Genomic DNA, 21,217 nt, shown 5'->3' with positions numbered 1-21,217 from the left:
GCGCCCACCTACAGGGTCAGCGTCAGAAGTTCGTCGGGTAGTTCAGCCTCAGGGCCAGCCACCTCAAGCGCCTTATCGCGCTCGTCCATCCAGAGGTTTTCTGCCCAAAGCTCCAGTTTTTTGCCCTGACCCACCAGCACCAGTTTTTTATCCAGCGCAGCGTAGTCACGCAGCGGCTGCGGCAGCAGCAACCTGCCATTGCCGTCCAACTCGAGGTCAGTGGCATAGCCCAGCAACAGCCGTTTGAACCGCTTCACACCAGTATTTAGGTCAGGCAGGGCTTGCAGGTCTTGCTCAATGCGCTCCCACTCGGGCAACGGGTAAATAACCAGACAGGACGTCTGGGTATCGATAGTCACGACAATCTGGCCGTCACAAAGGGCGTTCAGAGGCTCACGCTGACGCGAGGGGATCGCCAGGCGCCCCTTGCTGTCCATGTTGATGTGCTGCACTCCGCGAAACACGCCAGCTTTCCCCACTCATCTGGCTCTTGTTCCCACAAAAAACCAGATTTATCCACTTATCTCCACTTTTCGACACTATAGGTCTGCACAGGAAGGACTGTCAAGGCGATAAAACTAAAAAAGTGCTGTAAATTCAGTAGATTACGCGCATTTTAGGGGTGGAATTATCCTGTTTTCAAGGCTTAAAATCTGCATTAAAACAGGCCGATAACACCACCTCCTGAGGATTTACTTTAAGTTGTGCTTTGAAATGATTATTTCAGGGCACCGTTATTAGGTGAAAACGATCTAAGAAGGAGAAAAAGGGCGCATTTTTGCGCAGAAGGTGCCCGGTCGACGGGGCAAACCGCCGACCGGGGCATAAAGGAGTGAGTCGATAAGCCGGGTTCTGTCGTGGACGACCATTCATCTGCGACAGACGTCGCCGTCTGCCTGAAGCGACCTACCCGAACCCACTGCGGGCCACAGCTAACGGGTTCCTATTTGGTCTTGCTCCGGGTGGGGTTTACCATCGCCGTGCCTGTTACCAGTCACGCGGTGCGCTCTTACCGCACCTTTTCACCCTTACCCCGCTGATTGCGGCGAGCCGCAACCAGTGAATCGAGGCGGTTTCCTTTCTGCTGCACTTTCCGTGGGCTCGCGCCCCCCAGGCGTTACCTGGCACCCTGCCCTTCGGAGCCCGGACTTTCCTCCCCCGAAATACATCGGGAGCGATCGCCTGACTCACTCCGGCGGCGGAGCATACCGGTTGCGAGGGAGCCACTCAAGGATGATTCAATCGTCTTTCTGGTCCAGCAGGTGTTGGTACAGCTGGTTTTTTCGTTGACCGCTGTACTGCGCCAAGAGTGCTGCCGCACGCTTACCCGGCATATATTCCGCCATGGATTCCAGCAATTGCAGTAACTCCGGCGACACAGCTTCCTCGCCCTGATAACCCTGCACAACCAAGACAATTTCTCCACGCTGCTGGTTGGCATCTGCGCGCGCAAATTCACTTAACTCGGCAAGGCTCGCTCTGCGTACTGTTTCGAATGCCTTGCTGATCTCACGCACCAAGGTGGCTTCACGCTCACCCCCTAGGCAAACACTCAATGACTCTAAAGTTGCCAAGACTCTGTGAGGGGCCTCATAAAACACCAAAGTTGCCGACTCATGCTGTAGCGCACTGATTGCCTGAGCTCGCGCGCCCTCCTTTGCCGGCAAAAAGCCACAGAACAGAAAGCGGTCGGTTGGCTGCCCAGCCACACTCAATGCCGCCACTGCGGCGCAGGCGCCAGGCACGGGTACAACGGCGAGCCCGAGGTCCTGGGCATCCCGGACCAACTTGTAACCGGGGTCTGAAATGAGGGGAGTACCCGCATCTGAGATTAGCGCGACGACCCCACCTTCCGAGACTTCTCGGAGGATAAGCTGTGCGTTTTGCGCGCCCGAATGCTCGTGATAGGGGATCAGGGATGTCTCAATGGCAAAGTGGTTAAGCAGTCGCTGACTGTGGCGTGTATCTTCGGCGGCAACCAGACTGGCTGCACCAAGCACGTCCAGCGCCCGCGCGCTGATATCCCCCAGATTTCCGATCGGGGTTGCTACGATATACAGTCCTGATTCCAACGGGCAGCCTTATCCTTATAATGGTGCGGACATCACCGCACGACTCTGTAAAGGATACCATGCCATTGCGCTCGCCTAGCTTCCCACGCTGTGTCAAACGCCTCGCAGTGCTCGCGCTGCCGGGATTGCTCATCACCGCCTGCGCAACCGCTCCTGACACACCCACCGCGCAGCGAGGCGGCATCACCTCGCCGATTCGAGTGGTTGAAATCGACAGCACTGCACCGCTACAACTGCCCCCATCGGAATACTCCGCCCTGTTTGGCGAGGCTGAAACAGCACTGGCCCAGAGGGACTGGCGGGGCGCGGAAGCCAGCCTGGCCGAGCTGTCAGCGCAGCCGATGACGCCGGACGATGAAGACTATCTCGCCTATTTGCGCGCGCGCATTGCTTGGCAACTCGGTAATGTGGGCGCCATGGAAGACGCGCTGCTAGGCCTGTCCCGCAGCGAAACAGCGCCCGCTATCAGCGATCGGATACTCAGCCTGCAGCATGAGCGCCACTCGATGGCAGGCGACAGCCTTATTGCAGCCCAGATAGGTGCGGAGCGGCTAATACTCGGCGGCGACGAGGCGTCCCAACTGCAAATCCGGCAACAGCTGTGGCAAGACCTCTACAGCATCTCGCTTGACGACTTGCGCCGGGCACGCGAGGTGACACCGGATAGCGAATGGCGCGCCTGGCTAGACCTGGCAATCGTCACTACCGATAGCCGTCTATCCTCCGATGCAGTTCGCACGGGCTATGACCAGTGGCTGATGCGCCACCCGGGTCATCCCGCTGCAGACCCGCTAGGGGGCGGCGTCGATCAATGGTTAGTTGAGCAGCAGCCTACTCAAAGCATCGCACTCATGCTGCCTCTGGGCGGTCGGCTCGCTCCCGCTGCCAAAGCCGTCAGGGACGGATTTCTGGCCAACTATTACGAGGCACGCGCCCAGGGCTTGAGCACCCAGACTGTAATGATTATCGACACCGGCTTATATTCCACGGCCAGCGCTGCCTATCAAGACGCAGTGAGCCGAGGCGCGGACATTGTTGTTGGGCCGCTTAACCGCGCTTCGGTCGATGAGTTATCCCAGCTACCGCAGCGCCCGGTACCACTGCTCACGCTCAACCGTGCTGAAGCCCCGATTACCGGCGACCCCGGCACCCTTATTCAACTGGCACTTGCCGCCGACGACGATGCCGACACCCTCGCCAAACGGGCATACGGTCAAGGGCTGCGCAGAGCCCTGATTGTGCGCCCCTCTGGCGAATGGGGGAATAATCAGGCGCGCACTGTGGCTAATCGCTGGCGAGCGCTGGGCGGCGCTGTTGCTGCCAATGCCACCTACACCAATCAGGCCAGCCACTCCGGCGCGCTAAAAACCGCATTGCGTTTAGACGACAGCGAGCAGCGCGCGCGCGATGTTCGGGACATGCTGGCCACCAACGTTGAGTTCACAGCCCGCCGAAGAGACGACATTGACGTCGTTTTCCTGCTGGCCAGATCCGGCGCAGACGCACGGTCAATCAAGCCGCTCCTTGCCTTTCACTACGCCGGCGACCTGCCGGTATATGCAACCTCCAGCGTGTACAGCGGCATCCCCGATAATCGGGACAGGGACCTGGACGGCATTAACATGGTAGAGGCACCGTGGCTGCTTGGCGCCAATCCCGAGGCTCGCGTCGCCATTGCCGCCGGTGATACAGGCAGCGACAGTTACCCGAGATTGAACGCTCTGGGCGCAGACGCGTTTAAACTGCAACAGCGCTATCCACAATTGAACGCAGGCAGCGATTTCCTGTTGCGCGGCGACACTGGCTTACTGCGCCTGGGGCCTAAGGGGGCCATCACCCGCGAAACACAGTTGGCCACATTTGAGGGCGGCAGCCTCACCGCACAGTGAGTTAATGTGGCACCCGATAGGGGGCCACCATGAAACTGCTCGGCGACGTCTACGAAGCACGGGCCACAGAGCACCTAATGCGGCAGGGCTGTGAAGTCCTGGCACGAAACTATCGCTGCAAACTGGGTGAAATCGATATCATCGTGCGGGAGCGCGGCGTCCTCGTCTTTGTGGAAGTCCGCGCGCGCAAACACAGTCGCTATGGCTCACCTGCTGACAGCGTTACCTGGCGCAAACAGCAAAAGATCCGCCGCTGCGCGCAGCACTTTCTACTGAGCAATGTGCAACACACAAACATGCCCTGCAGATTTGACCTCGTCACCTTCGAACCGCCACAATCCGGAGCGCCCGCAACGCCCACCTGGATTCGGGCAGCCTTTGATTAGCAGCCCGATATAGGCCACCAATGGATCACTACGAGCAAATCGCGACCCACTTTCAGGGCAGCATGGAGTGCATGGCCATGGCTGTGGATGGCGTGGCTGAGGATTTAGGGCAAGCGGCTGATTTGCTCACCGCGACGCTGCTGTCCGATGGCAAAATTCTTGTCTGTGGCAGCGGCCCTGATGCAAGCACTGCCGGCCTGCTCGTAGATCAACTCATGGCACCGCTGGTTCGCGAGCGCCCCGCACTGCCGGCACTGCGCCTAGAGAGCCCTGTCCACGGAAACGGGGCGAGCGATACCGGCGCTGCCAACCAGGCACGAGCGTTAGGACAGCAAGGGGATTCATTGATTGTGGTAGTTTCAGACGGGGGCACTGCGATGCAGGCGGTACTGTCGGCCGCACGAGAACGGAACATGGCCGTGATCGCAGTGTCGAATGTGCTGGCCTCGGCACTCGCAGATACGAGCTATGCCATGGAGGCCTGGGTACAGCCTGAGGCGGCCAATCGTCAACATCTCGTTGAGTTACACACGGGATTGGTTAACTGTCTGGTGACCCTGGTTGAAAACAATCTATTTGGTGCGGAGTTTTAGTTGCCATGTTCATGAGTCGCCTCGTCTCTCTCCTCGTGATCTCCCTGATGCTCAGCGGCTGCGGGAGCATCCTCGCCAGCTTCGAATCGAATGCCATTGAAGATGACCCGGGAGAGCGCAACCTGTCACAGCAGATTGCTGACGAGAGCGTAGAAACCAAGGCGATTGTGAATATTCGCGCGGCGGACGACCGCTTCGATCAAGCGAATCTGGTAGTGGTTGCCCACAACGGCTACGTGCTGATTGCCGGCCAAGTGGCGAGTGAAGACCTGAAAGCCAAAGCAACGGATGTAGTGCGCAAGATTCGCGAAGTCCGTCGCATCTACAATGAACTTGAAGTGGCGTCACCCAGTTCGGCGATGACTCGCACCAGCGACAGCTGGATCACCACTAAGGTGAAGTCCTGGTTATTGGGCAGCAGTAGCACGCCGGGATTGAGAGTCAATGTAACCACGGAGAACGGCGTGGTTTACCTGATGGGCATGGTGACGGAGGAAGAAGCGGACCGTGTTGCCGCAGTCGCTGCGGATACATCCGGCGTGCAGCGGGTGGTACGACTGTTCGAGCTGATTGAGTCCTGAGGGCGGTTCCCAAGCAAGCCGTGTGGGCTGAACCTGGTCCGCTACGCGGCGACTGCCGCCGTTACTTGACGACTTTCAGCGACGGCCGCTCGAGGCGCGACTGATTTGACCCGGGGCCTGGCGGGGTATCATCCGGCGGTTGCGGGCCTTCGTCCTCATCCTCGGGCTCAAACACCATTCCCTGTCCGTTCTCACGGGCATAAATCCCAACCACAGCGATCACCGGCACCAAAATATCGGTAGCGACCCCACCAAAGCGGCCATTAAAGTTCACTGCCTCATTGCCTATCTGAAGGTCGATCACGGCACTCGGCGAGATATTGAGGACGATCTGGCCATCCTTGACGTACTGACGCGGGACATCCACACCTGGCACCTCTGCATCGACCAGCAGGTAGGGAGTGCAGTCGTTATCCACGATCCACTCGTACAAGGCGCGCATGATGTAAGGACGGCTGGGAGTCACCGGGTACCTGTCTTATGGCCAGTAAAGAACTGCGAGCTTACAGACGCATTTCCCGCTCTTGCTCGGAGAGACTCTCCTGAAAGGCCTCACGATTGAACAGCGAGTCCATATACGCCAGCAGTGGCTTGGACTGCTTGCTCGCGCGAATGTCCACACCCAATGAAGGCAGGCGCCAGAGAATCGGCGCAATGCAGCAGTCCACCAGCGTGAACTCTTCGCTCATGAAGAACGGCTTTTCGGTGAAGATGGGTGAGATTGCCATCAAGCCTTCCCGCAACTCTTTCTGCGCCTTGGTCACGACGTTATCGCTGCGGGAGTGTTGAATGGAGTCCACCAGCGTGCACCAATCTTTCTCAATGCGATGGATAAACAGGCGGCTCTCAGCCCTTGCTACCGGGTACACGGGCAACAACGGGGGGTGGGGGAAGCGCTCGTCGAGGTATTCCATCATGACCTTGGATTCGTACAACACGAGTTCACGGTCCACCAGTGTCGGCAACGAGTTGTAGGGGTTCACCTCGGACAGTTCCGCCGGCGGGTGCGCCGAATCCGTCTCGATCAGGTCCACTGTCACGCCCTTTTCGGCAAGCACAATGCGCACCCTGTGGCTGTAATGACTGCTGGGGTCAGAGAAGAAGGTCATGGAAGACCGCTTTGTCACTACGCCCATTGGGGATTCCTCAACTTATCGGTATCTATAAATAGCAAAACGCGGCGCACAGAAAGTACGCCGCGATCAATCTCGTTCAAAAGATCAGTGTACGTCTTTCCAGTATTCGCGATTCAGCAGCCATGCAAACAGCGTAAACACTGCAATGAACAGCAGTACGAATACGCCCAAACGCTGACGTTCCGCAGCGATCGGCTCAGCCGTGTAAGCGAGGAAGTTTACCAGATCGTACATCGCGGTATCGAATTCTTCGCCGTTCATACTACCCTGCTCTTCCACCACCAGGCGTCCACAGGGCTCTTCCATGATGTCGGCACCCGTGAGAGGGTCGCGCTTCACGCCGCCGTTGCCGGCTTTTACCGGGCCCAACGCACACTCCGGCATACCCTGGAGTTCCATCATAACGTGGGGCATGCCCACGTCCTTGAAGACCTTATTATTTACACCGTAGGGACGTGTGTCATCGCGATAAAAGGTACGCAGGTAGGTGTACAACCACTCGGGCTGCCTGGCGCGTGACACCAGCGTGAGGTCCGGCGGCGTTGCACCAAACCACACCTTGGCGTTTCCATCATCCATAGCATTTTGCATCAGATCCCCAAACTTGATCTCCGGATCAAACACAAGGTTTGCCATGAACAGATCTTCGGGAATACCCAGATCACGTGCGACGCGGTTGTAACGCGAGTACTGCAATGAGTGACAACCCATGCAGTAGTTCATGTACAGCTTTGCGCCATTCTGGAGAGACTCTTGGTCATGCGGATTGACGCTGATTTCGTCACAGGGCATAGAGCCACACTGGTAGGCCGATTCTGCGCCCACAGCTTTGAGCGGGATAACCGTCAGACCCATGATCAGCGCGAACACGCCCAAGCTGCGCCAGAAGCCCAAGCCGCCGTCCATAGTGACGCGCTCCGGTACGGGCTTGGTCTTATCCATCACCGACCAGATGGGCATCAGCAGGAAGAAGGCGAAGTAAAACACCGAGGTGATCTGCGCAAGGATGGTGCGGGCCGGTGTGGGTGACTTCACGCCCAGCACGCCGAGGATCAGGAACGAGGCCACAAACAACACCAACATCACTTTGTTGATGGGTCCACGGTAACGCCAGGACTTCACGGGGCTACGGTCCAGCCAAGGCAGCGCAAAGGGAATTGCCACTGATGCTGCGAACGCGATAAAGCCCCAGAACTTGTCAGGCACTGCTCGCAGCACCGAGTAGAACGGAGTGAAGTACCAGACCGGCGCAATGTGCTCGGGCGTCTTCAGCGCGTTCGCTTCTTCGAAGTTGGCATACTCCAGGAAGAACCCGCCCATCTCAGGCATGAAAAACAGCACCGCGCAGAAGATAAACAGGAACACGCCAATGCCCTGCAAATCGTGCACGGAGTAATAGGGGTGGAAGGCAATGCCATCGACGGGAATACCATCGGGTCCCTTGTTCTTCTTGATATCGACGCCATCAGGGTTGTTTGAACCCACTTCATGCAGTGCCAGCAGGTGCAACACAACCAGCGCCAGCAAAACGATGGGAAGGGCCACCACGTGCAGCGCAAAGAATCGGTTCAGCGTGATGCCCGAAATCAGGTAATCGCCCCGGATCCAGGTCACGATGTCTTCGCCGACCACCGGAATCGCGCCAAACAGCGAGATAATGACCTGCGCTCCCCAGTATGACATCTGCCCCCAGGGCAATACGTATCCCACGAAGGCTTCGGCCATCAGCACAACAAAAATCAGCATGCCGAAGATCCAGATCAGTTCGCGAGGCTTTTTGTAGGATCCGTAGAGAAGTGCGCGGAACATGTGCAGATACACCACCACGAAGAAGGCGGACGCGCCGGTAGAATGCATGTACCGCAGCAGCCAGCCGTACTCCACATCACGCATGATGTACTCCACCGAGGCAAACGCATCCTCAGCGCTGGGCGTGTAGTTCATGGTAAGCCAGATGCCGGTGAGTAGCTGATTAACCAGCACCAGCAGTGAGAACACGCCAAAGAAGTACCACATGTTGAAGTTCTTGGGCGCGTAGTACTGGCCCATGTGGGTGTTCCAGGCGCGCATGATGGGCAGGCGCTCGTCGACCCAGTCTCTCACTCCAATCAGAGAATTAATCATCAGGCTGCCTCCGCATCCACGCCAATTACAAGAACATTGTCCGACTCATAGGAGTACGGGGGCACTTCGAGGTTTGTCGATGCAGGCACGCCAGAGTAAACGCGGCCGGCAAGATCGAATTTAGAGCCGTGGCAGGGGCAGAAAAAACCGCCTATCCACTCGTCGCCACCCAAGTCGGCCGCGCCCACTTCGGGACGAAACTTCGGCGCGCAGCCGAGGTGTGTACACAATCCTACGATCACCAGGATCTCGGGGCGCAAAGAACGTGGCTCGCCCGTGATGTATGCCGGTTGCGCCGAGATCTCTGAGGCAGGGTCCTTGAGCTGAGAATCGAGACTGGGCAAGCCCTCGAGTTGCTCAGGCGTGCGATGCAGTACGTAAACGGGCTTGCCGCGCCATTCGACGACAACCATTTGACCCGGCTCCAATTTGCCGATATCTGCCTTAACCGGAGCACCCGCGGCCTTGGCCTTTTCGGATGGGCTCCAGGAACCCAGGAACGGCACCGCGATACCCACAGCGCCAGCAGCACCTACCGCGCTGGTGGCGGCCGTCAGGAACTTCCTCCTGCCGGAGTTAACGCCATCGCTACTCATGAATCTCTCCCCTGATGTCCGGCCTGTAAATGGCCGACTTGCGACCACTGGGATCGCCATTAAAAATCGGTGCGAATTGTAATGACCTTGGCGAGTCGATACAAGGAAAACGCTTGATTTCACTGCAATTTCGCCGTCATCAAGACGCCAACTTTCCGACTCTGCAGGCATAAAAAAGCGCCCGACCCTGACGGGGCGGACGCTGGGAATATGCACGGGCGACAGACGTCGCCGGATCGCTTTAGCGCTTGGAGAACTGCGGACGCTTACGCGCCTTGCGCAGACCAACCTTCTTACGCTCAACCTCACGGGCATCGCGAGTCACGTAGCCTGCTGCCCGCAGGGAACCACGCAGTGACTCATCGTACTCCAACAGAGCACGCGTAATGCCGTGACGGATAGCGCCGGCCTGACCGAAGCTACCACCGCCTTCAACAGTCACGTTGATATCGAACTTGTCGTTGAGTTCAACGAGCTCCAGCGGCTGGCGCACGATCATACGGGCCACTTCACGACCGAAGTACTGATCCAGTGGGCGCTTGTTAACGGTGATGGCGCCGCCGCCATTGCGCAGGAAAACGCGCGCGGTAGAGGTCTTGCGGCGGCCGGTTCCATAGTATTGGGTAACTGACATAGTTAAATCCGTTAGATATTCAGTGCTTGAGGCTGCTGCGCAGTATGAGGATGCTCATCACCGGCGTAAACCTTCAGCTTTTTGAACATGGCGCGGCCCAGAGGGTTACGCGGCAACATGCCTTTCACAGCAGACTGAATAGCACGCTCAGGCGCACGGTCGATCAGTTTCTCAAAGGACATGGACTTCAGACCACCGGGGTAACCCGTGTGGCGGTGATACATCTTGTCAGTCGTCTTGTTGCCAGTCACGCGGACTTTCTCAGCGTTGATCACGACAATGTAGTCGCCGGTATCCACATGAGGCGTATACTCAGCCTTGTGCTTACCGCGCAGACGGTGCGCAATCTCGCTCGCCAGACGACCCAGGGTCTTGTCGGCAGCGTCGACAACGAACCAATCGCGGTTCACATCTTCTGCCTTGGCGCTAAATGTTTTCATCAATACCTTCCTCGTGGAGGGCTCCAATTTCGAGAGCGCGAATACTACTGAAACGGCAGTGCCTTTTCAAGACGATTTCCAAAGAAAATCAGCCACCTGAAAACGCCGGTATGGCACCGATCAGGGCCGGTGCTCACGCGCCAAATATTCATAGGACTGCATCTCCTGCAAGCGGGAGATGGTGCGCTGGAATTCGAACTCCAGTTTGCCACCGCTATAGAGGGAAAAAAGCGGTTTCTCGGCAGCCAGTACCAGTTTGACACTGCGGTCGTAAAACTCATCCACCAGATTGATAAACCGGCGCGCCTGGTCATCCTTGGCCACCCCCAACGCGGGGACGCCTGAGATCAATACAGCGTGAAAGATGCGCGCAAGCTCGATGTAGTCATTTTGCGACCGGGGCCCATCGCAGAGCTCATCGAAGTCAAACCACGCCACATCATCGGCAAGGCAGCGACAAGTGATGTAGCGTCCGTTAATTTCGATGCGCTCCCAATGACGCCCAGCCTCAGGGGCCAATTGCTCGAAGGATCGCCTGAGGCTTTCATCGGCAGCGACATCGAGCGGTGTGTGGTACAGCTCTGCCTGTTGCAGGGTGCGCAGCCGGTAGTCGATACCTGCATCGACATTGACCACCTGCGTGTATTTTTCGATCAGGGCAATGGCAGGCAGGAAACGCTGACGCTGTAAGCCATTGTCGTAGAGCTTCTCTGGGACAATGTTTGAGGTAGCCACAAGGCTCACGCCGCGCTGAAACAGTGCTTCCATCAATCCGCCTAAAATCATGGCGTCGGCGATATCGGTGACGAAGAACTCGTCAAAGCACAGAATTTGCGCCTCTTCTGCCAGGCGATCAGCCACAATGAGCAGTGGGTTCTTCTCGCCATCCAGGGCCTTCAACTCGCGGTGCACCCGCTGCATAAAGCGGTGAAAGTGCACCCGCATTTTCTGCTCAAAGGGCAGGCAGTCGTAGAAGGTATCCACCAGATAGGTTTTGCCGCGACCGACACCGCCCCAGAGATACAAACCCACTTCCGGCTCGTCATAACGCCCTCTCAGGCGCTGCCAGCGCTGGCGTAGGCTACTGGAGGCCGAACGACGGCGCCGAAGACGCTCGTAGAGGTCCTGCAGACGCCGTACGGCATCTTCCTGAGCAGGATCGTGGCTGAACCCTTCTTTTTTCAGGTCCGCCTGATACCGCTCCCAGGGTGTCTGAGCACTGTGCACGAGCCGCGCTACTCCGCCTATCGTCTCTAAGGAGCGCGACACTTTAGCGGCGCCCCGAAAGCTTGGCAACGACACTGACGTTACCCAGCGCAGCCGCTATAATCGCTTCCTAGATCTTACCCAATGAGGAAATCTCAGTGACCGACCCCGTTGTTCTTGCAGTCGCCGCAATCGCCATTCTCGCCCTGGGACTGGCTGGCGGTTGGTTTATAGGGGTTCGATCCTCGTCTGACAGTCGCCGCTCACGTGAGTTGGAGCACAAACTGGACCAGGTACTGCAGGAGAAGAAGGCCTACGAAAGCGAGGTCACCGAGCATTTCAGCGAGACCGCACGCTTGCTGAACAATCTCACACGCAGCTACAGCGACGTACACGGCCACCTCGCCACCGGTGCAGCAAACCTCTGTCCCGGGCAAGGCCCGCTCCCCCTCCAAAACTCAACAGACCCGGACGAAATCCCGCCGACACTGGCCGTCGCACAACCGCCGCTGGACTACGCGCCAAAGAGTTCGCCAGAAGAACAGGGCATGCTCAGTGAAGACTTCGGGCTGGATAAATCTGAACTGCCCGGTATAGACGGAGCACCAGACGACCTGGCCTCGGCACAGGCTGCGCCGGCACGGAGCTAGAACACGGCTAAACCGGATTATCGATATCGATGTAGCGGTGTTCGAGGTCGGGGTTGAGCGCCGCCAAATGTTCCGCGACCGCCTGAACACCGTAGCGCTCCGTGGCGTGATGGCCGGCTGCAATAAAGTGGATCCCGCATTCTCTGGCCACATGAACGGTCTGCTCTGAGGCTTCCCCGGTAATAAACACATCCGCTTCGGCTGCCACGGCTTGCTCGATGTAGGACTGAGCTGCGCCAGTGCACCACGCCACACGCTGCACCTCAGCCGCAGGATCACCGATGTGTAGCGGAGTCTGCCCCGTGAATCCCTCCAACCGCGACAACAGCCCATTAATCGCCAGCGGCTGATCAAGCTGCGCCACGTTGCCGACCCCGGCGCGGTCTTCAGGATCCAGCGCTTCCCCGATTGGCAGCTCCAGCAGCCGACCCAGCTGCGCGTTATTGCCAAGCTCAGGGTGGGCGTCTAGCGGCAGGTGGTAGGCCAGGAGACTGATGTCGTTTTTCAGCAACTGAGCTATTCGCCGTTGCTTCATACCGACAATGCAGGGCTCCTCGCCGCGCCAAAAGTAACCGTGATGAACCAGAATGGCGTCGGCATCCCAATCCACTGCCGCATCAATGAGGGCCTGGCAGGCCGTTACGCCGGATACGAGGCGCTGTACCGTGCCAGCGCCCTGCACCTGCAATCCATTGGGGCAGTAATCCTTGAATTGACTTGGTTGCAACAGGGCATCCAGTTGCGACACTAAACTGTTGAGGCTTGGCACAGAGAGATAACTCCTAAAATTCGCAGGCGATGTCAGCTGTCGGCGCATCATATACAATGCCGCGGACTCCCTGCCAATTGGATGTCATGCGAAACCTGCTTGCGACACTGGGCTGGCCTGCCTTAGCCGGCATACTGGCTGCCCTACTCATTCTCGACCGTTGGGTACTGCCCAACGGTGTCGGCAATGCCCCGGGCCAGGCAGCCGCCAGTTACCATCAGGCGGTGAGAATGGCTGCGCCCTCGGTCGTCAATATTTACACCGCCAAGGTGGTGACCGAGCGCCCCAACCCGCTGCTCCGGGAGCTGCAACGTCGCCGTCTGGTACCACCCCAGCAACCCCGCAGACGCTGGAGCCAGTCACTGGGCTCGGGCGTGATCATGACCCAAGAAGGCCATATCCTGACCAGCAACCACGTCATCGCAGGCGCCGAGTTGATTCAGGTGCTGCTGCATGACGGCCGGACTACCGCTGCCAACCTTGTCGGCTACGACCAGGCCACTGATCTTGCGGTCCTACAGATCGATCTATCCGACCTGCGTCCCATTGTCCGTGGCGATGCCAATAATCTGCGCGTGGGCGATGTCGTACTTGCAATCGGCAACCCGCTGGGTGTCGGCCAATCGGTCACGCAGGGCATTGTCTCAGCCCTTGGCCGATACTTTTATGAGCCAAACGTCTTCGAAGATTTCATTCAAACGGATGCCATTATTCACCCTGGCAACTCAGGCGGCGCACTGGTGGATAGCAGTGGCAGCCTGCTTGGCATCAACAGCGTGACCTACTCCAATTCGGGGCAGGCCAATACCAGCACCAGTATCGGCATTGGCCTGGCTATTCCCGTTAATCTGGCCACTTTTGTCATGGATGATCTCATCAACTACGGCGAAGTCATCCGCGGGTGGCTGGGAGTCAGCGTCGAACCCGCCGGTGGGCAAGGTCCCGATTCAAGGCGCCCTGCCTTACGGGTCGACAGTGTGTCAGCCGGCAGCCCGGCGGAGAAAGCGGGGATTACTGTGGGGGATTACATCACGCACATCGATGACGAGCCCGTGGCAGATGGGCGAATCACCATGATGAAAATTGCGATGCTTAAGCCCGGCGATCGCATCACTGTGACCGTCGAACGCGGTCAGCAAAGCTTGGACCTTCAAGCCATTATCAGCGCGCTGAATCTGTCGCCCGACTACTGAGGCCGCGAAGAGCTACTCGCTTTTCAGCCGCATCTCGGCACTGCGGGCATGCGCCACCAGGGACTCACTGCGTGCCAACACCGAGGCGACCCGCCCCAGCGCTTGCACGCCCTGCTCACTGCACTTGATCACCGAGCTGCGCTTCTGGAAATCGTAGACGCCCAATGGCGATGAAAACCTGGCGCTGCCGCTGGTGGGCAACACGTGATTCGGACCCGCGCAGTAGTCGCCCAGGCTCTCGGACGTGTACCTGCCCAGAAAGATTGCGCCGGCCGCTGTAATTGATGGCAACAGTGCGTCCGGGTCAGCGACAGACAACTCCAGATGTTCAGGCGCCAAACGATTGCTCAGAGCGACTGCGTCTTGTAGGTCGCGAGTCAGGATCAAAGCCCCGCGACGCTCAAGTGACGCCCGAATGATGTCGGCGCGTGGCATTTGTGGCATCAGCCGCTCAATGCTCTGCCGCACCGCTGCCAGAAACCCCGCATCTGGACTGAGCAATATAGACTGGGCACTCTCGTCGTGTTCCGCCTGCGAGAACAAGTCCATGGCCACCCAGTCCGGGTCCGTTTCACCGTCACAGATAATCAGTATCTCAGAGGGACCGGCTACCATATCAATGCCCACGCGCCCGAATACCTGTCGCTTGGCCTCCGCCACAAAGCGATTTCCGGGGCCGACGATCTTATCAACGGCGGGTAGGGTCTCGGTACCGAAAGCGAGGGCAGCGACTGCCTGCGCACCGCCAATGGTGAACACCCTGTCCACGCCCGCCAACTGCGCAGCGGCCAGCACCATCTCGCTGATCTCACCGCCGGGCGCAGGCACCGTCATGATGATTTCCTGAACACCCGCAACTTTTGCTGGCAGCGCATTCATCAAGACAGAAGAGGGATAACTTGCCTTGCCACCAGGGACGTAAATGCCCGCGCGACCCAATGGCGTGATTTGTTGGCCCAAGGTGTTGCCAGATTCATCGGTGTACTGCCAGCTAGCCTGCAACTGATGCTGGTGGTAATCCGTAATGCGTGCGGCGGCAGCCTCCAGGGCCTCTCGCTGCTCTGGCGAGATTGATGCCAGCGCAGTCTCCAACCGGCTAGTGGACACTTCCAGTTCAGCCACAGATTGCGCGGCAAGCCCATCAAATTCACTGGAGAACGCCAGCAGCGCTGCATCACCGTCGGCACGCACAGTGGCAATAATGTCTTGAACGGTGCGGGTTAGCTGCGGATCAAGTGCCGACTCATAGGCGGTTAACCCCGTCAGCGCCGCATCGAAGTCAGCCGACTGACTATCAAGCTGCCGCATCGCTCGCACCTTCTGCAACTGCTCTGGCCAACGCGTCCGTCAGGTCTGTGACGGCATCGCAATGCGCCCGCATTGACGCTTTATTCACTACCAGCCGGGAGCTCACCTGCGCAATCTCCTGAAGAGGCTCCAGACCATTGGCCTTCAGTGTGTTTCCGGTATCGACGATATCGACAATAACATCGGCCAAATCCATGATCGGCGCCAGTTCCATTGCGCCATACAGCTTGATCAATTCAACCTGCATGCCGCGGCTGGCGAAGTAAGCCCGTGCGACATTCACAAATTTAGTGGCAACGCGAATACGGCCCTGCCCCGGCTCCCAACCCACAGGGGCGGCAGTCATCAGCCGGCATCGGGCAATGCCCAGATCCAGCGGCTCATAGAGACCATCAGCGCCCTGCTCCAGCAGGATATCTTTGCCTACCACGCCCACATCGGCAGCTCCGTGACGCACGTAGGTGGGCACATCCGTACCGCGAAGAATGACCAGCCGAACATCATCGCGACTGGTTGCAAACACCAGTTTGCGGGAGGTTTTTATGTCATCCAGTGGTTCAATACCCGCCTCAGCAAGCAGCGGCAGGGTCTCTTTAAGGATGCGCCCCTTGGTCAGGGCCAGTATCAGTGGTCGGCTCATGGCACTCTCAGTCCGGTAAACGACGAATGTTAGCGCCCAGCTGCTGCAGCTTTTCCTCGATACACTCGTAGCCACGATCGATATGGTAAATGCGGTCCACACGTGTTTCCCCGTTGGCCACCAATCCGGCGATAACCAAGCTGGCCGAGGCGCGCAGATCGGTTGCCATGACGGGCGCACCTTTCAGTGACTGCTTTCCGTTGATGATGGCGGTATTACCCTCAATCGCAATGTCTGCACCCATACGATTCATCTCATGAGTCTGGATCAGGCGGTTTTCAAAAACCGTTTCAGTCACTGCACTGGTGCCTTCTGCGATGGCATTCATGGCCGTGAACTGCGCCTGCATATCCGTGGGGAACCCGGGATAAGGCGCTGTCTTGATATTCACTGCTTTTGGCCGCCGTCCCTTCATATCCAGGGATATCCAATCATCGCCCGAGTCCAACTCTGCGCCTGCCTCTTCCAGCTTGTGCAGTACCGCCTCGAGGTGCGCCGCACAAGCACCGCGCAGGCGCAGGCTGCCGCCAGTGGCGGCGGCCGCTACCAGATAAGTACCCGCTTCGATGCGGTCTGGCATTACGTTGTAGTGGCAGCCGCGTAACCGCTCTACCCCTTCCACGGTTATGGTATCCGTGCCGTGACCACTAATGATGGCGCCCATTGCGATCAGGCACTCTGCAAGATCCACGACTTCCGGCTCTCGCGCCGCGTTTTCGATGATGGTTGTGCCCTCGGCGAGGGTCGCTGCCATCAATATATTCTCGGTGCCGCCTACGGTGACGGTCTCCATGATGATGTGCGCGCCCTTGAGACGGCCTTCCACACTGGCATTGATGTAGCCGCCCTCAACTTCAATAGTGGCTCCCATTGCCTGCAAGCCCTTCAGGTGCAGGTCCACCGGACGGCTGCCGATAGCACAGCCGCCGGGAAAGGATACGTGTGCCCGGCCGAAGCGCGCCACCATGGGGCCAAGCACCAGTATTGAAGCGCGCATGGTTTTAACCAGCTCGTAAGGTGCGGAAAACTCGCTTGTTGAAGAAGCATCTACCTCAATGCTGAGCTTCTCATCAATCGTCAATCCCACACCCATACAGCCCAACAGCTCTATCATAGTGGTGATATCGTGCAGGTGCGGAAGGTTGCCTACGGTTATCGGCTCATCGGCCAGCAGCGTGGCCGCCAGAATAGGCAGGGCCGCGTTCTTGGCGCCGGATACACGCAGTTCGCCGTGCAGGGCGGCGCCCCCATTTATCAATAACTTGTCCACGTAACGAGGCCTCTTAGCCCTGGGACTGCTGTTGCCACTGGGCGCGGGTGTAGGTGCGGATGTTCACCGCGTGAATGTCACCACTGGCGATGGTGTCACTTAGCGCGGCATAGACGCGCTGTTGCCGCTGCACAGGGCGCAGACCTTCAAACACGTCACCAACCACGGTGATGTCGTAATTGGCGCCTTCGCCATTGACGACAAATTCGCAGTCGGCCAAGTCTGCCTGCAGCAGGGCTTCTACGGTTGCAGCATCCATCAAAAAAAATCCTCGGGTATGACGGGAGGCCAGCAACGCAATATCACATCGCTTGATGCGCACTGGCGAGAGCCGCGCATTTTAGGAGAAAAGCTCGGCTTTAGCGAGGCTCAGACTCGCCTCAAGTTTCCAGTTCCTGGACGGTCCAACTGTCGATAACGGCGTCCAGATCACCTTCCAGACGGCGGGCAGACGCTTCAAATTGGCTTCGATATACCTCACCGAGATTCACACTCTCGATGATCATGTTCCTCAGCTTCCAGGCACCACTGCGGTCCTTGCCCATCTGATACAGCACCACATACGGCTCGGTCTGTTCGCTGTAGATCAGCTGCCTTACTGTGGCCCGTCGCTCGCCAGCGGCTTCATCGCCCTCATCGGTGAGTTCGATCCGCGAACCACCGAAGGCCAGCAAGCCTTTGCTGTAGGTACGCACCAGTCCATCGCGCATGACCTCGGTGAACTTATCGAGCTGGCCGCGCAACTTCTCCCGACCTGCCTCGTCCAGGCTGCGGTAGCGATCGCGTGTGGCATAAGGACCCATCACACCGCGGGCGAAACCACGGAAATCCACCACGGGATCTAACACCGCCATTACTTCCGAGTAATAGCGCTCGGGGTCTTCTTCGGCATAGTCCTCCGCATCACGGACCACAGCCATGACCTCATCGGTCGCAGCCTTCACCAGCGCATGCGCACTGCCCTCATCGGCCTGAGCAGCACCTACAACTAGCAACATAAAGAGTGTTGCAATAGTGCTCCACAGCGTTCTAACGGGGTTCTTCATGAATCAGCCTCTTTGACCATTTTTTGCTTCTAACCGGCACGGGTGACTGTATAATCCCGCCCCTAGCGCCGCGTGCGAGGTGTGCAATCATCCGACTTACCATCTATGACAACGGGAAGTGGGACGCAGTTCACTGGCCTTCGATTAGGCGGCCCGTACTTTAACAGGAAACCAGCCTCTATGCTGATCGCCGCCGCCACCATACTGGTCGGCTTTATCATTCTCATCTGGAGTGCAGACCTGTTCGTAGCAGGCGCTGCGTCCATTGCTGAGAATATGGGCATGTCGCCTGTGATCATCGGGCTGACGATTGTTTCGCTGGGCACTTCTGCTCCGGAAATTCTCGTTTCCATTACCGCGGCCTTGTCCGGTGCGGGCGAACTAGCGGTCGGCAACGCCATAGGTTCCAATATCGCCAATATCGGCTTAGTGCTGGGCGTCACTGTGCTGGTTGCCCCGCTGTTGGTACATCCCAGCTGCATCAAGGTAGAGTTACCCACGCTTCTGATCGTGACACTGGGCACGGGCATCCTGTTAATCGATGGGCGTCTATCCATACTCGATGGCAGCCTGATGCTGGCCGCGCTGGCCTTTATCCTGTTCCAGATGATTCGCAGCCAGTCTCAGGATGAGGCACTGCTTGAGGAGGCCGGCGAAGAACCACTCCCCCATCTGAAGCCGATACGCGCCTGGCTGACATTCTTCTTCGGTTTGTTGCTGTTGATTGGTAGCTCACGCCTTCTGGTCTGGGGCGCTGTCGAAATCGCACAGCAGCTGGGCGTATCCCAGCTAGTGATTGGACTCACTATTGTTGCCGTAGGCACCAGCCTGCCCGAGCTGGCTGCCACCGTTGCCAGCGCACTGCGCGGCCACACAGAAATCGCGGTCGGCAATGTTATCGGCTCGAACCTGTTTAACCTATTGGCGGTGATGGCCATTCCGGGACTGTTCAAGACCATGGTGCTGACGCCCTATGTGCTGGAGCGGGACTACGCGGCAATGACCATCGCGACACTGATGCTGGCGGCTGCGATATTTGTTGGACGACGGCGCGCGGCGGCACCCGCGGGACACTCATACGTGGGCCGCTCCGTCGGGGTGTTGTTAGTGTCCTTTTACGGCCTGTATTATTACTGGGTCTATGTGACCATCTGAGGCCTCCCCTCTGGCTATGCCGCCCACTCCAGCTGCCGACTTCTGCGCCTCCGCGCAGCGCACCATCGATATTGAAATCGACGCCATTGCCGCGCTGGGTGCTCGTGTGGACAGCGAGTTCGCGCTTGCCTGCCAACTGCTGATGGACACGCCCGGACGTGTGATTGTGACAGGTATGGGAAAGTCGGGGCACATTGCCGGCAAGATTGCTGCAACATTGGCCAGCACTGGAACGCCCGCTTTCTTCGTGCATCCCGGCGAGGCTTCCCATGGTGACATGGGCATGATTACCGCTGACGACTCAGTGCTCGCCCTCTCCAATAGTGGCTCCACCGCGGAGTTGATGACGCTACTGCCTCTGCTGAAACGCCAGGGCAATACGCTGGTGGCAATGACAGGCAACCCTGATTCTCCCCTGGCACAGGCAGCGGATGCCCATGTGGATGCGTCAGTAGCTACCGAAGCCTGCCCTCTGGATCTGGCACCGACCTCCAGTACCACTGCAGCCTTGGTTTTGGGTGACGCCCTGGCCATTGCCCTGTTAGAAGCACGCGGCTTCACCGCAGAAGACTTTGCCTTCTCTCACCCGGGTGGAGCGCTGGGCCGTAAGTTGCTGCTTAAAATCGAAGATGTGATGACCAGCGACGAGCAGACACCGCGTGTCAGCGCCGATACCACCCTGGCAATGACCTTACTGGAAATCAGCAACAAAGGCCTGGGCATGACCACTGTGGCCGACAGCGACGGGCAGTTGCAGGGGATTTTCACCGATGGCGACCTTCGCCGGGCTCTGGATAACCAGATCGACATCAACAACACCACCATGGCCGAGGTCATGTCGCAAGGCGGCAAAACCGTGAGCACCGGCATGCTTGCAGCAGAAGCCTTACGCATCATGGAAGAGAACAAAATCAGCTCGCTGGTGGTGGTAGATTCAAACAATCGCATCGACGGCGTTGTACACCTGATGAGCCTGCTGCGAGCCGGGATAGCCTGATATGAGCGAGCAGGCCCAGAGCAAGGCAAGACACATTCGCATGCTGGTACTGGACGTCGACGGTGTACTGACTGACGGGCGGCTGTACTACGGTAATGCCGGGGAAGAGCTGAAAGCGTTTTCCATCAAGGATGGCCTAGGGATCAAATTGCTACAGCAGGCCAACATTCCTGTGGCCATTATCACCGGCCGCAACTCGCAGATCGTACAACGTCGCGCCAACGAGTTAGGCATAGCGCATATCATTCAGGGGCGTGAGGATAAGCGTACGGCACTCAGTGAACTCTGCAACGATGTGGGCTTAAGCCCACAAGACTGCGCGTATATGGGTGACGACTTACCCGACCTTGGCGCCATTCGTGCGGCCGGACTTGGCATGACGGTCAGTGATGGTACGCGCCGTGTGTTAGAGGCTGCCGACTGGTGCAGCAGCGCTGAAGGCGGCAATGGCGCGGTGCGCGAGGCCTGCGAGTTTATTCTCGCCGCCAGAGGCCTACTGGACGATGCAGAGGCCGCGTTCGAGTAATGCTGC

24 protein-coding genes and 1 other RNA gene are annotated in these 21,217 nt (G+C 58.2%); 9 read left to right on the top strand and 16 right to left on the bottom strand.

Going from position 1 to position 21,217, the window contains the following annotated elements; translation table 11 throughout:
- Positions 1-8: 8 nt before the first annotated feature.
- The 3 genes from mraZ to rsmI all read right to left on the bottom strand — a co-directional run bounded on the left by mraZ (position 9) and on the right by rsmI (position 2,072).
- The gene (mraZ, locus tag IE089_RS01120) at positions 9-464 is read right to left on the bottom strand and encodes a division/cell wall cluster transcriptional repressor MraZ (RefSeq protein ID WP_189474371.1); all 456 of its coding nucleotides are present in this window, start codon (positions 462-464) and stop codon (positions 9-11) included.
- Between the two features lie 361 nt (positions 465-825).
- An RNA gene (rnpB, locus tag IE089_RS01115) (RNase P RNA component class A) lies at positions 826-1,194 on the bottom strand.
- 44 nt (positions 1,195-1,238) lie between these two features.
- Positions 1,239-2,072, bottom strand: coding sequence for a 16S rRNA (cytidine(1402)-2'-O)-methyltransferase (gene rsmI / locus IE089_RS01110; RefSeq protein ID WP_189474370.1), 834 nt, complete (start codon positions 2,070-2,072; stop codon positions 1,239-1,241).
- Between the two features lie 59 nt (positions 2,073-2,131).
- On the opposite strand from rsmI, the gene IE089_RS01105 reads away from it, so the two are divergent.
- The 4 genes from IE089_RS01105 to IE089_RS01090 are packed head-to-tail and all read left to right on the top strand — an operon-like array spanning position 2,132 to position 5,521.
- Positions 2,132-3,961: a penicillin-binding protein activator gene (locus IE089_RS01105; protein ID WP_189474367.1), complete on the top strand. Its 1,830-nt coding sequence runs from the start codon at positions 2,132-2,134 to the stop codon at positions 3,959-3,961.
- Positions 3,962-3,990: 29 nt separating this feature from the next.
- Positions 3,991-4,347 (top strand): YraN family protein, encoded by a 357-nt coding sequence (locus IE089_RS01100; RefSeq protein WP_189474365.1) that lies wholly within the window; start codon positions 3,991-3,993, stop codon positions 4,345-4,347.
- A gap of 20 nt (positions 4,348-4,367) precedes the next feature.
- Positions 4,368-4,940, top strand: coding sequence for an SIS domain-containing protein (locus IE089_RS01095; RefSeq protein ID WP_189474363.1), 573 nt, complete (start codon positions 4,368-4,370; stop codon positions 4,938-4,940).
- A 5-nt stretch (positions 4,941-4,945) separates the two neighbouring features.
- Positions 4,946-5,521, top strand: coding sequence for a BON domain-containing protein (locus tag IE089_RS01090; RefSeq protein ID WP_229802517.1), 576 nt, complete (start codon positions 4,946-4,948; stop codon positions 5,519-5,521).
- A 61-nt stretch (positions 5,522-5,582) separates the two neighbouring features.
- Here IE089_RS01090 and IE089_RS01085 read toward each other — a convergent pair whose 3' ends face one another.
- The 7 genes from IE089_RS01085 to zapE all read right to left on the bottom strand — a co-directional run bounded on the left by IE089_RS01085 (position 5,583) and on the right by zapE (position 11,678).
- Positions 5,583-5,987, bottom strand: coding sequence for a ClpXP protease specificity-enhancing factor (locus tag IE089_RS01085; protein WP_189474361.1), 405 nt, complete (start codon positions 5,985-5,987; stop codon positions 5,583-5,585).
- Between the two features lie 37 nt (positions 5,988-6,024).
- Positions 6,025-6,657, bottom strand: a complete 633-nt coding sequence (locus tag IE089_RS01080) for a glutathione S-transferase N-terminal domain-containing protein (protein ID WP_189474359.1) — start codon at positions 6,655-6,657, stop codon at positions 6,025-6,027.
- Between the two features lie 84 nt (positions 6,658-6,741).
- Positions 6,742-8,781 carry a ubiquinol-cytochrome c reductase gene (locus tag IE089_RS01075; protein ID WP_189474357.1) on the bottom strand — a complete coding sequence of 680 codons (2,040 nt, stop codon included), beginning with the start codon at positions 8,779-8,781 and terminating at the stop codon, positions 6,742-6,744.
- On the bottom strand, positions 8,781-9,377 hold the full coding sequence (gene petA, locus IE089_RS01070) for a ubiquinol-cytochrome c reductase iron-sulfur subunit (RefSeq protein WP_189474355.1): 597 nt from the start codon (positions 9,375-9,377) through the stop codon (positions 8,781-8,783). The genes IE089_RS01075 and petA overlap by 1 nt, the downstream gene beginning before the upstream one ends.
- A 241-nt stretch (positions 9,378-9,618) precedes the next feature.
- Positions 9,619-10,011 carry a 30S ribosomal protein S9 gene (rpsI, locus tag IE089_RS01065; protein WP_189474353.1) on the bottom strand — a complete coding sequence of 131 codons (393 nt, stop codon included), beginning with the start codon at positions 10,009-10,011 and terminating at the stop codon, positions 9,619-9,621.
- 11 nt (positions 10,012-10,022) lie between these two features.
- Positions 10,023-10,451: a 50S ribosomal protein L13 gene (gene rplM / locus IE089_RS01060; RefSeq protein ID WP_189474351.1), complete on the bottom strand. Its 429-nt coding sequence runs from the start codon at positions 10,449-10,451 to the stop codon at positions 10,023-10,025.
- A gap of 120 nt (positions 10,452-10,571) precedes the next feature.
- Positions 10,572-11,678 (bottom strand): cell division protein ZapE, encoded by a 1,107-nt coding sequence (zapE, locus tag IE089_RS01055; protein ID WP_189474349.1) that lies wholly within the window; start codon positions 11,676-11,678, stop codon positions 10,572-10,574.
- Between the two features lie 137 nt (positions 11,679-11,815).
- Here zapE and IE089_RS01050 point away from each other — a divergent pair, with 137 nt between their 5' ends.
- On the top strand, positions 11,816-12,307 hold the full coding sequence (locus IE089_RS01050; RefSeq protein WP_189474347.1) for a Z-ring associated ZapG family protein: 492 nt from the start codon (positions 11,816-11,818) through the stop codon (positions 12,305-12,307).
- 7 nt (positions 12,308-12,314) lie between these two features.
- Here IE089_RS01050 and IE089_RS01045 read toward each other — a convergent pair whose 3' ends face one another.
- The gene (locus IE089_RS01045) at positions 12,315-13,076 is read right to left on the bottom strand and encodes a Nif3-like dinuclear metal center hexameric protein (RefSeq protein WP_229802516.1); all 762 of its coding nucleotides are present in this window, start codon (positions 13,074-13,076) and stop codon (positions 12,315-12,317) included.
- Between the two features lie 86 nt (positions 13,077-13,162).
- Between IE089_RS01045 and IE089_RS01040 the strand changes: the two genes are divergently transcribed.
- The gene (locus IE089_RS01040; protein ID WP_189474345.1) at positions 13,163-14,269 is read left to right on the top strand and encodes a S1C family serine protease; all 1,107 of its coding nucleotides are present in this window, start codon (positions 13,163-13,165) and stop codon (positions 14,267-14,269) included.
- 12 nt (positions 14,270-14,281) lie between these two features.
- Here IE089_RS01040 and hisD read toward each other — a convergent pair whose 3' ends face one another.
- The 5 genes from hisD to IE089_RS01015 all read right to left on the bottom strand — a co-directional run bounded on the left by hisD (position 14,282) and on the right by IE089_RS01015 (position 18,533).
- Positions 14,282-15,577: a histidinol dehydrogenase gene (gene hisD, locus IE089_RS01035; RefSeq protein WP_189474343.1), complete on the bottom strand. Its 1,296-nt coding sequence runs from the start codon at positions 15,575-15,577 to the stop codon at positions 14,282-14,284.
- Complete coding sequence (hisG, locus tag IE089_RS01030) at positions 15,564-16,217, bottom strand: ATP phosphoribosyltransferase (protein ID WP_189474341.1); 654 nt, start codon at positions 16,215-16,217, stop codon at positions 15,564-15,566. The genes hisD and hisG overlap by 14 nt, the downstream gene beginning before the upstream one ends.
- A gap of 7 nt (positions 16,218-16,224) precedes the next feature.
- Positions 16,225-17,487: a UDP-N-acetylglucosamine 1-carboxyvinyltransferase gene (gene murA / locus IE089_RS01025; protein WP_189474340.1), complete on the bottom strand. Its 1,263-nt coding sequence runs from the start codon at positions 17,485-17,487 to the stop codon at positions 16,225-16,227.
- Between the two features lie 13 nt (positions 17,488-17,500).
- On the bottom strand, positions 17,501-17,746 hold the full coding sequence (locus tag IE089_RS01020) for a BolA family protein (protein ID WP_189474338.1): 246 nt from the start codon (positions 17,744-17,746) through the stop codon (positions 17,501-17,503).
- Between the two features lie 121 nt (positions 17,747-17,867).
- Positions 17,868-18,533 carry an MlaC/ttg2D family ABC transporter substrate-binding protein gene (locus tag IE089_RS01015; RefSeq protein ID WP_189474336.1) on the bottom strand — a complete coding sequence of 222 codons (666 nt, stop codon included), beginning with the start codon at positions 18,531-18,533 and terminating at the stop codon, positions 17,868-17,870.
- Between the two features lie 180 nt (positions 18,534-18,713).
- Here IE089_RS01015 and IE089_RS01010 point away from each other — a divergent pair, with 180 nt between their 5' ends.
- Genes IE089_RS01010 through IE089_RS01000 form a run of 3 tightly spaced genes read left to right on the top strand, consistent with a single transcriptional unit; the run spans position 18,714 to position 21,211 of the window.
- On the top strand, positions 18,714-19,688 hold the full coding sequence (locus tag IE089_RS01010) for a calcium/sodium antiporter (protein ID WP_189474334.1): 975 nt from the start codon (positions 18,714-18,716) through the stop codon (positions 19,686-19,688).
- A 16-nt stretch (positions 19,689-19,704) separates the two neighbouring features.
- A complete protein-coding gene (locus IE089_RS01005) occupies positions 19,705-20,685 on the top strand; it encodes a KpsF/GutQ family sugar-phosphate isomerase (RefSeq protein ID WP_189474332.1) in 981 nt (326 codons plus the stop codon).
- A 1-nt stretch (position 20,686) separates the two neighbouring features.
- A complete protein-coding gene (locus tag IE089_RS01000; RefSeq protein ID WP_189474330.1) occupies positions 20,687-21,211 on the top strand; it encodes a KdsC family phosphatase in 525 nt (174 codons plus the stop codon).
- Positions 21,212-21,217 lie beyond the last annotated feature (6 nt).

This window comes from Parahalioglobus pacificus (genome assembly GCF_014652275.1).
GTDB classification, from domain to species: domain Bacteria; phylum Pseudomonadota; class Gammaproteobacteria; order Pseudomonadales; family Halieaceae; genus Parahalioglobus; species Parahalioglobus pacificus.
Note: the sequence above shows the minus strand (reverse complement) of the source record. Positions and strands in the feature narration are given on the sequence as shown.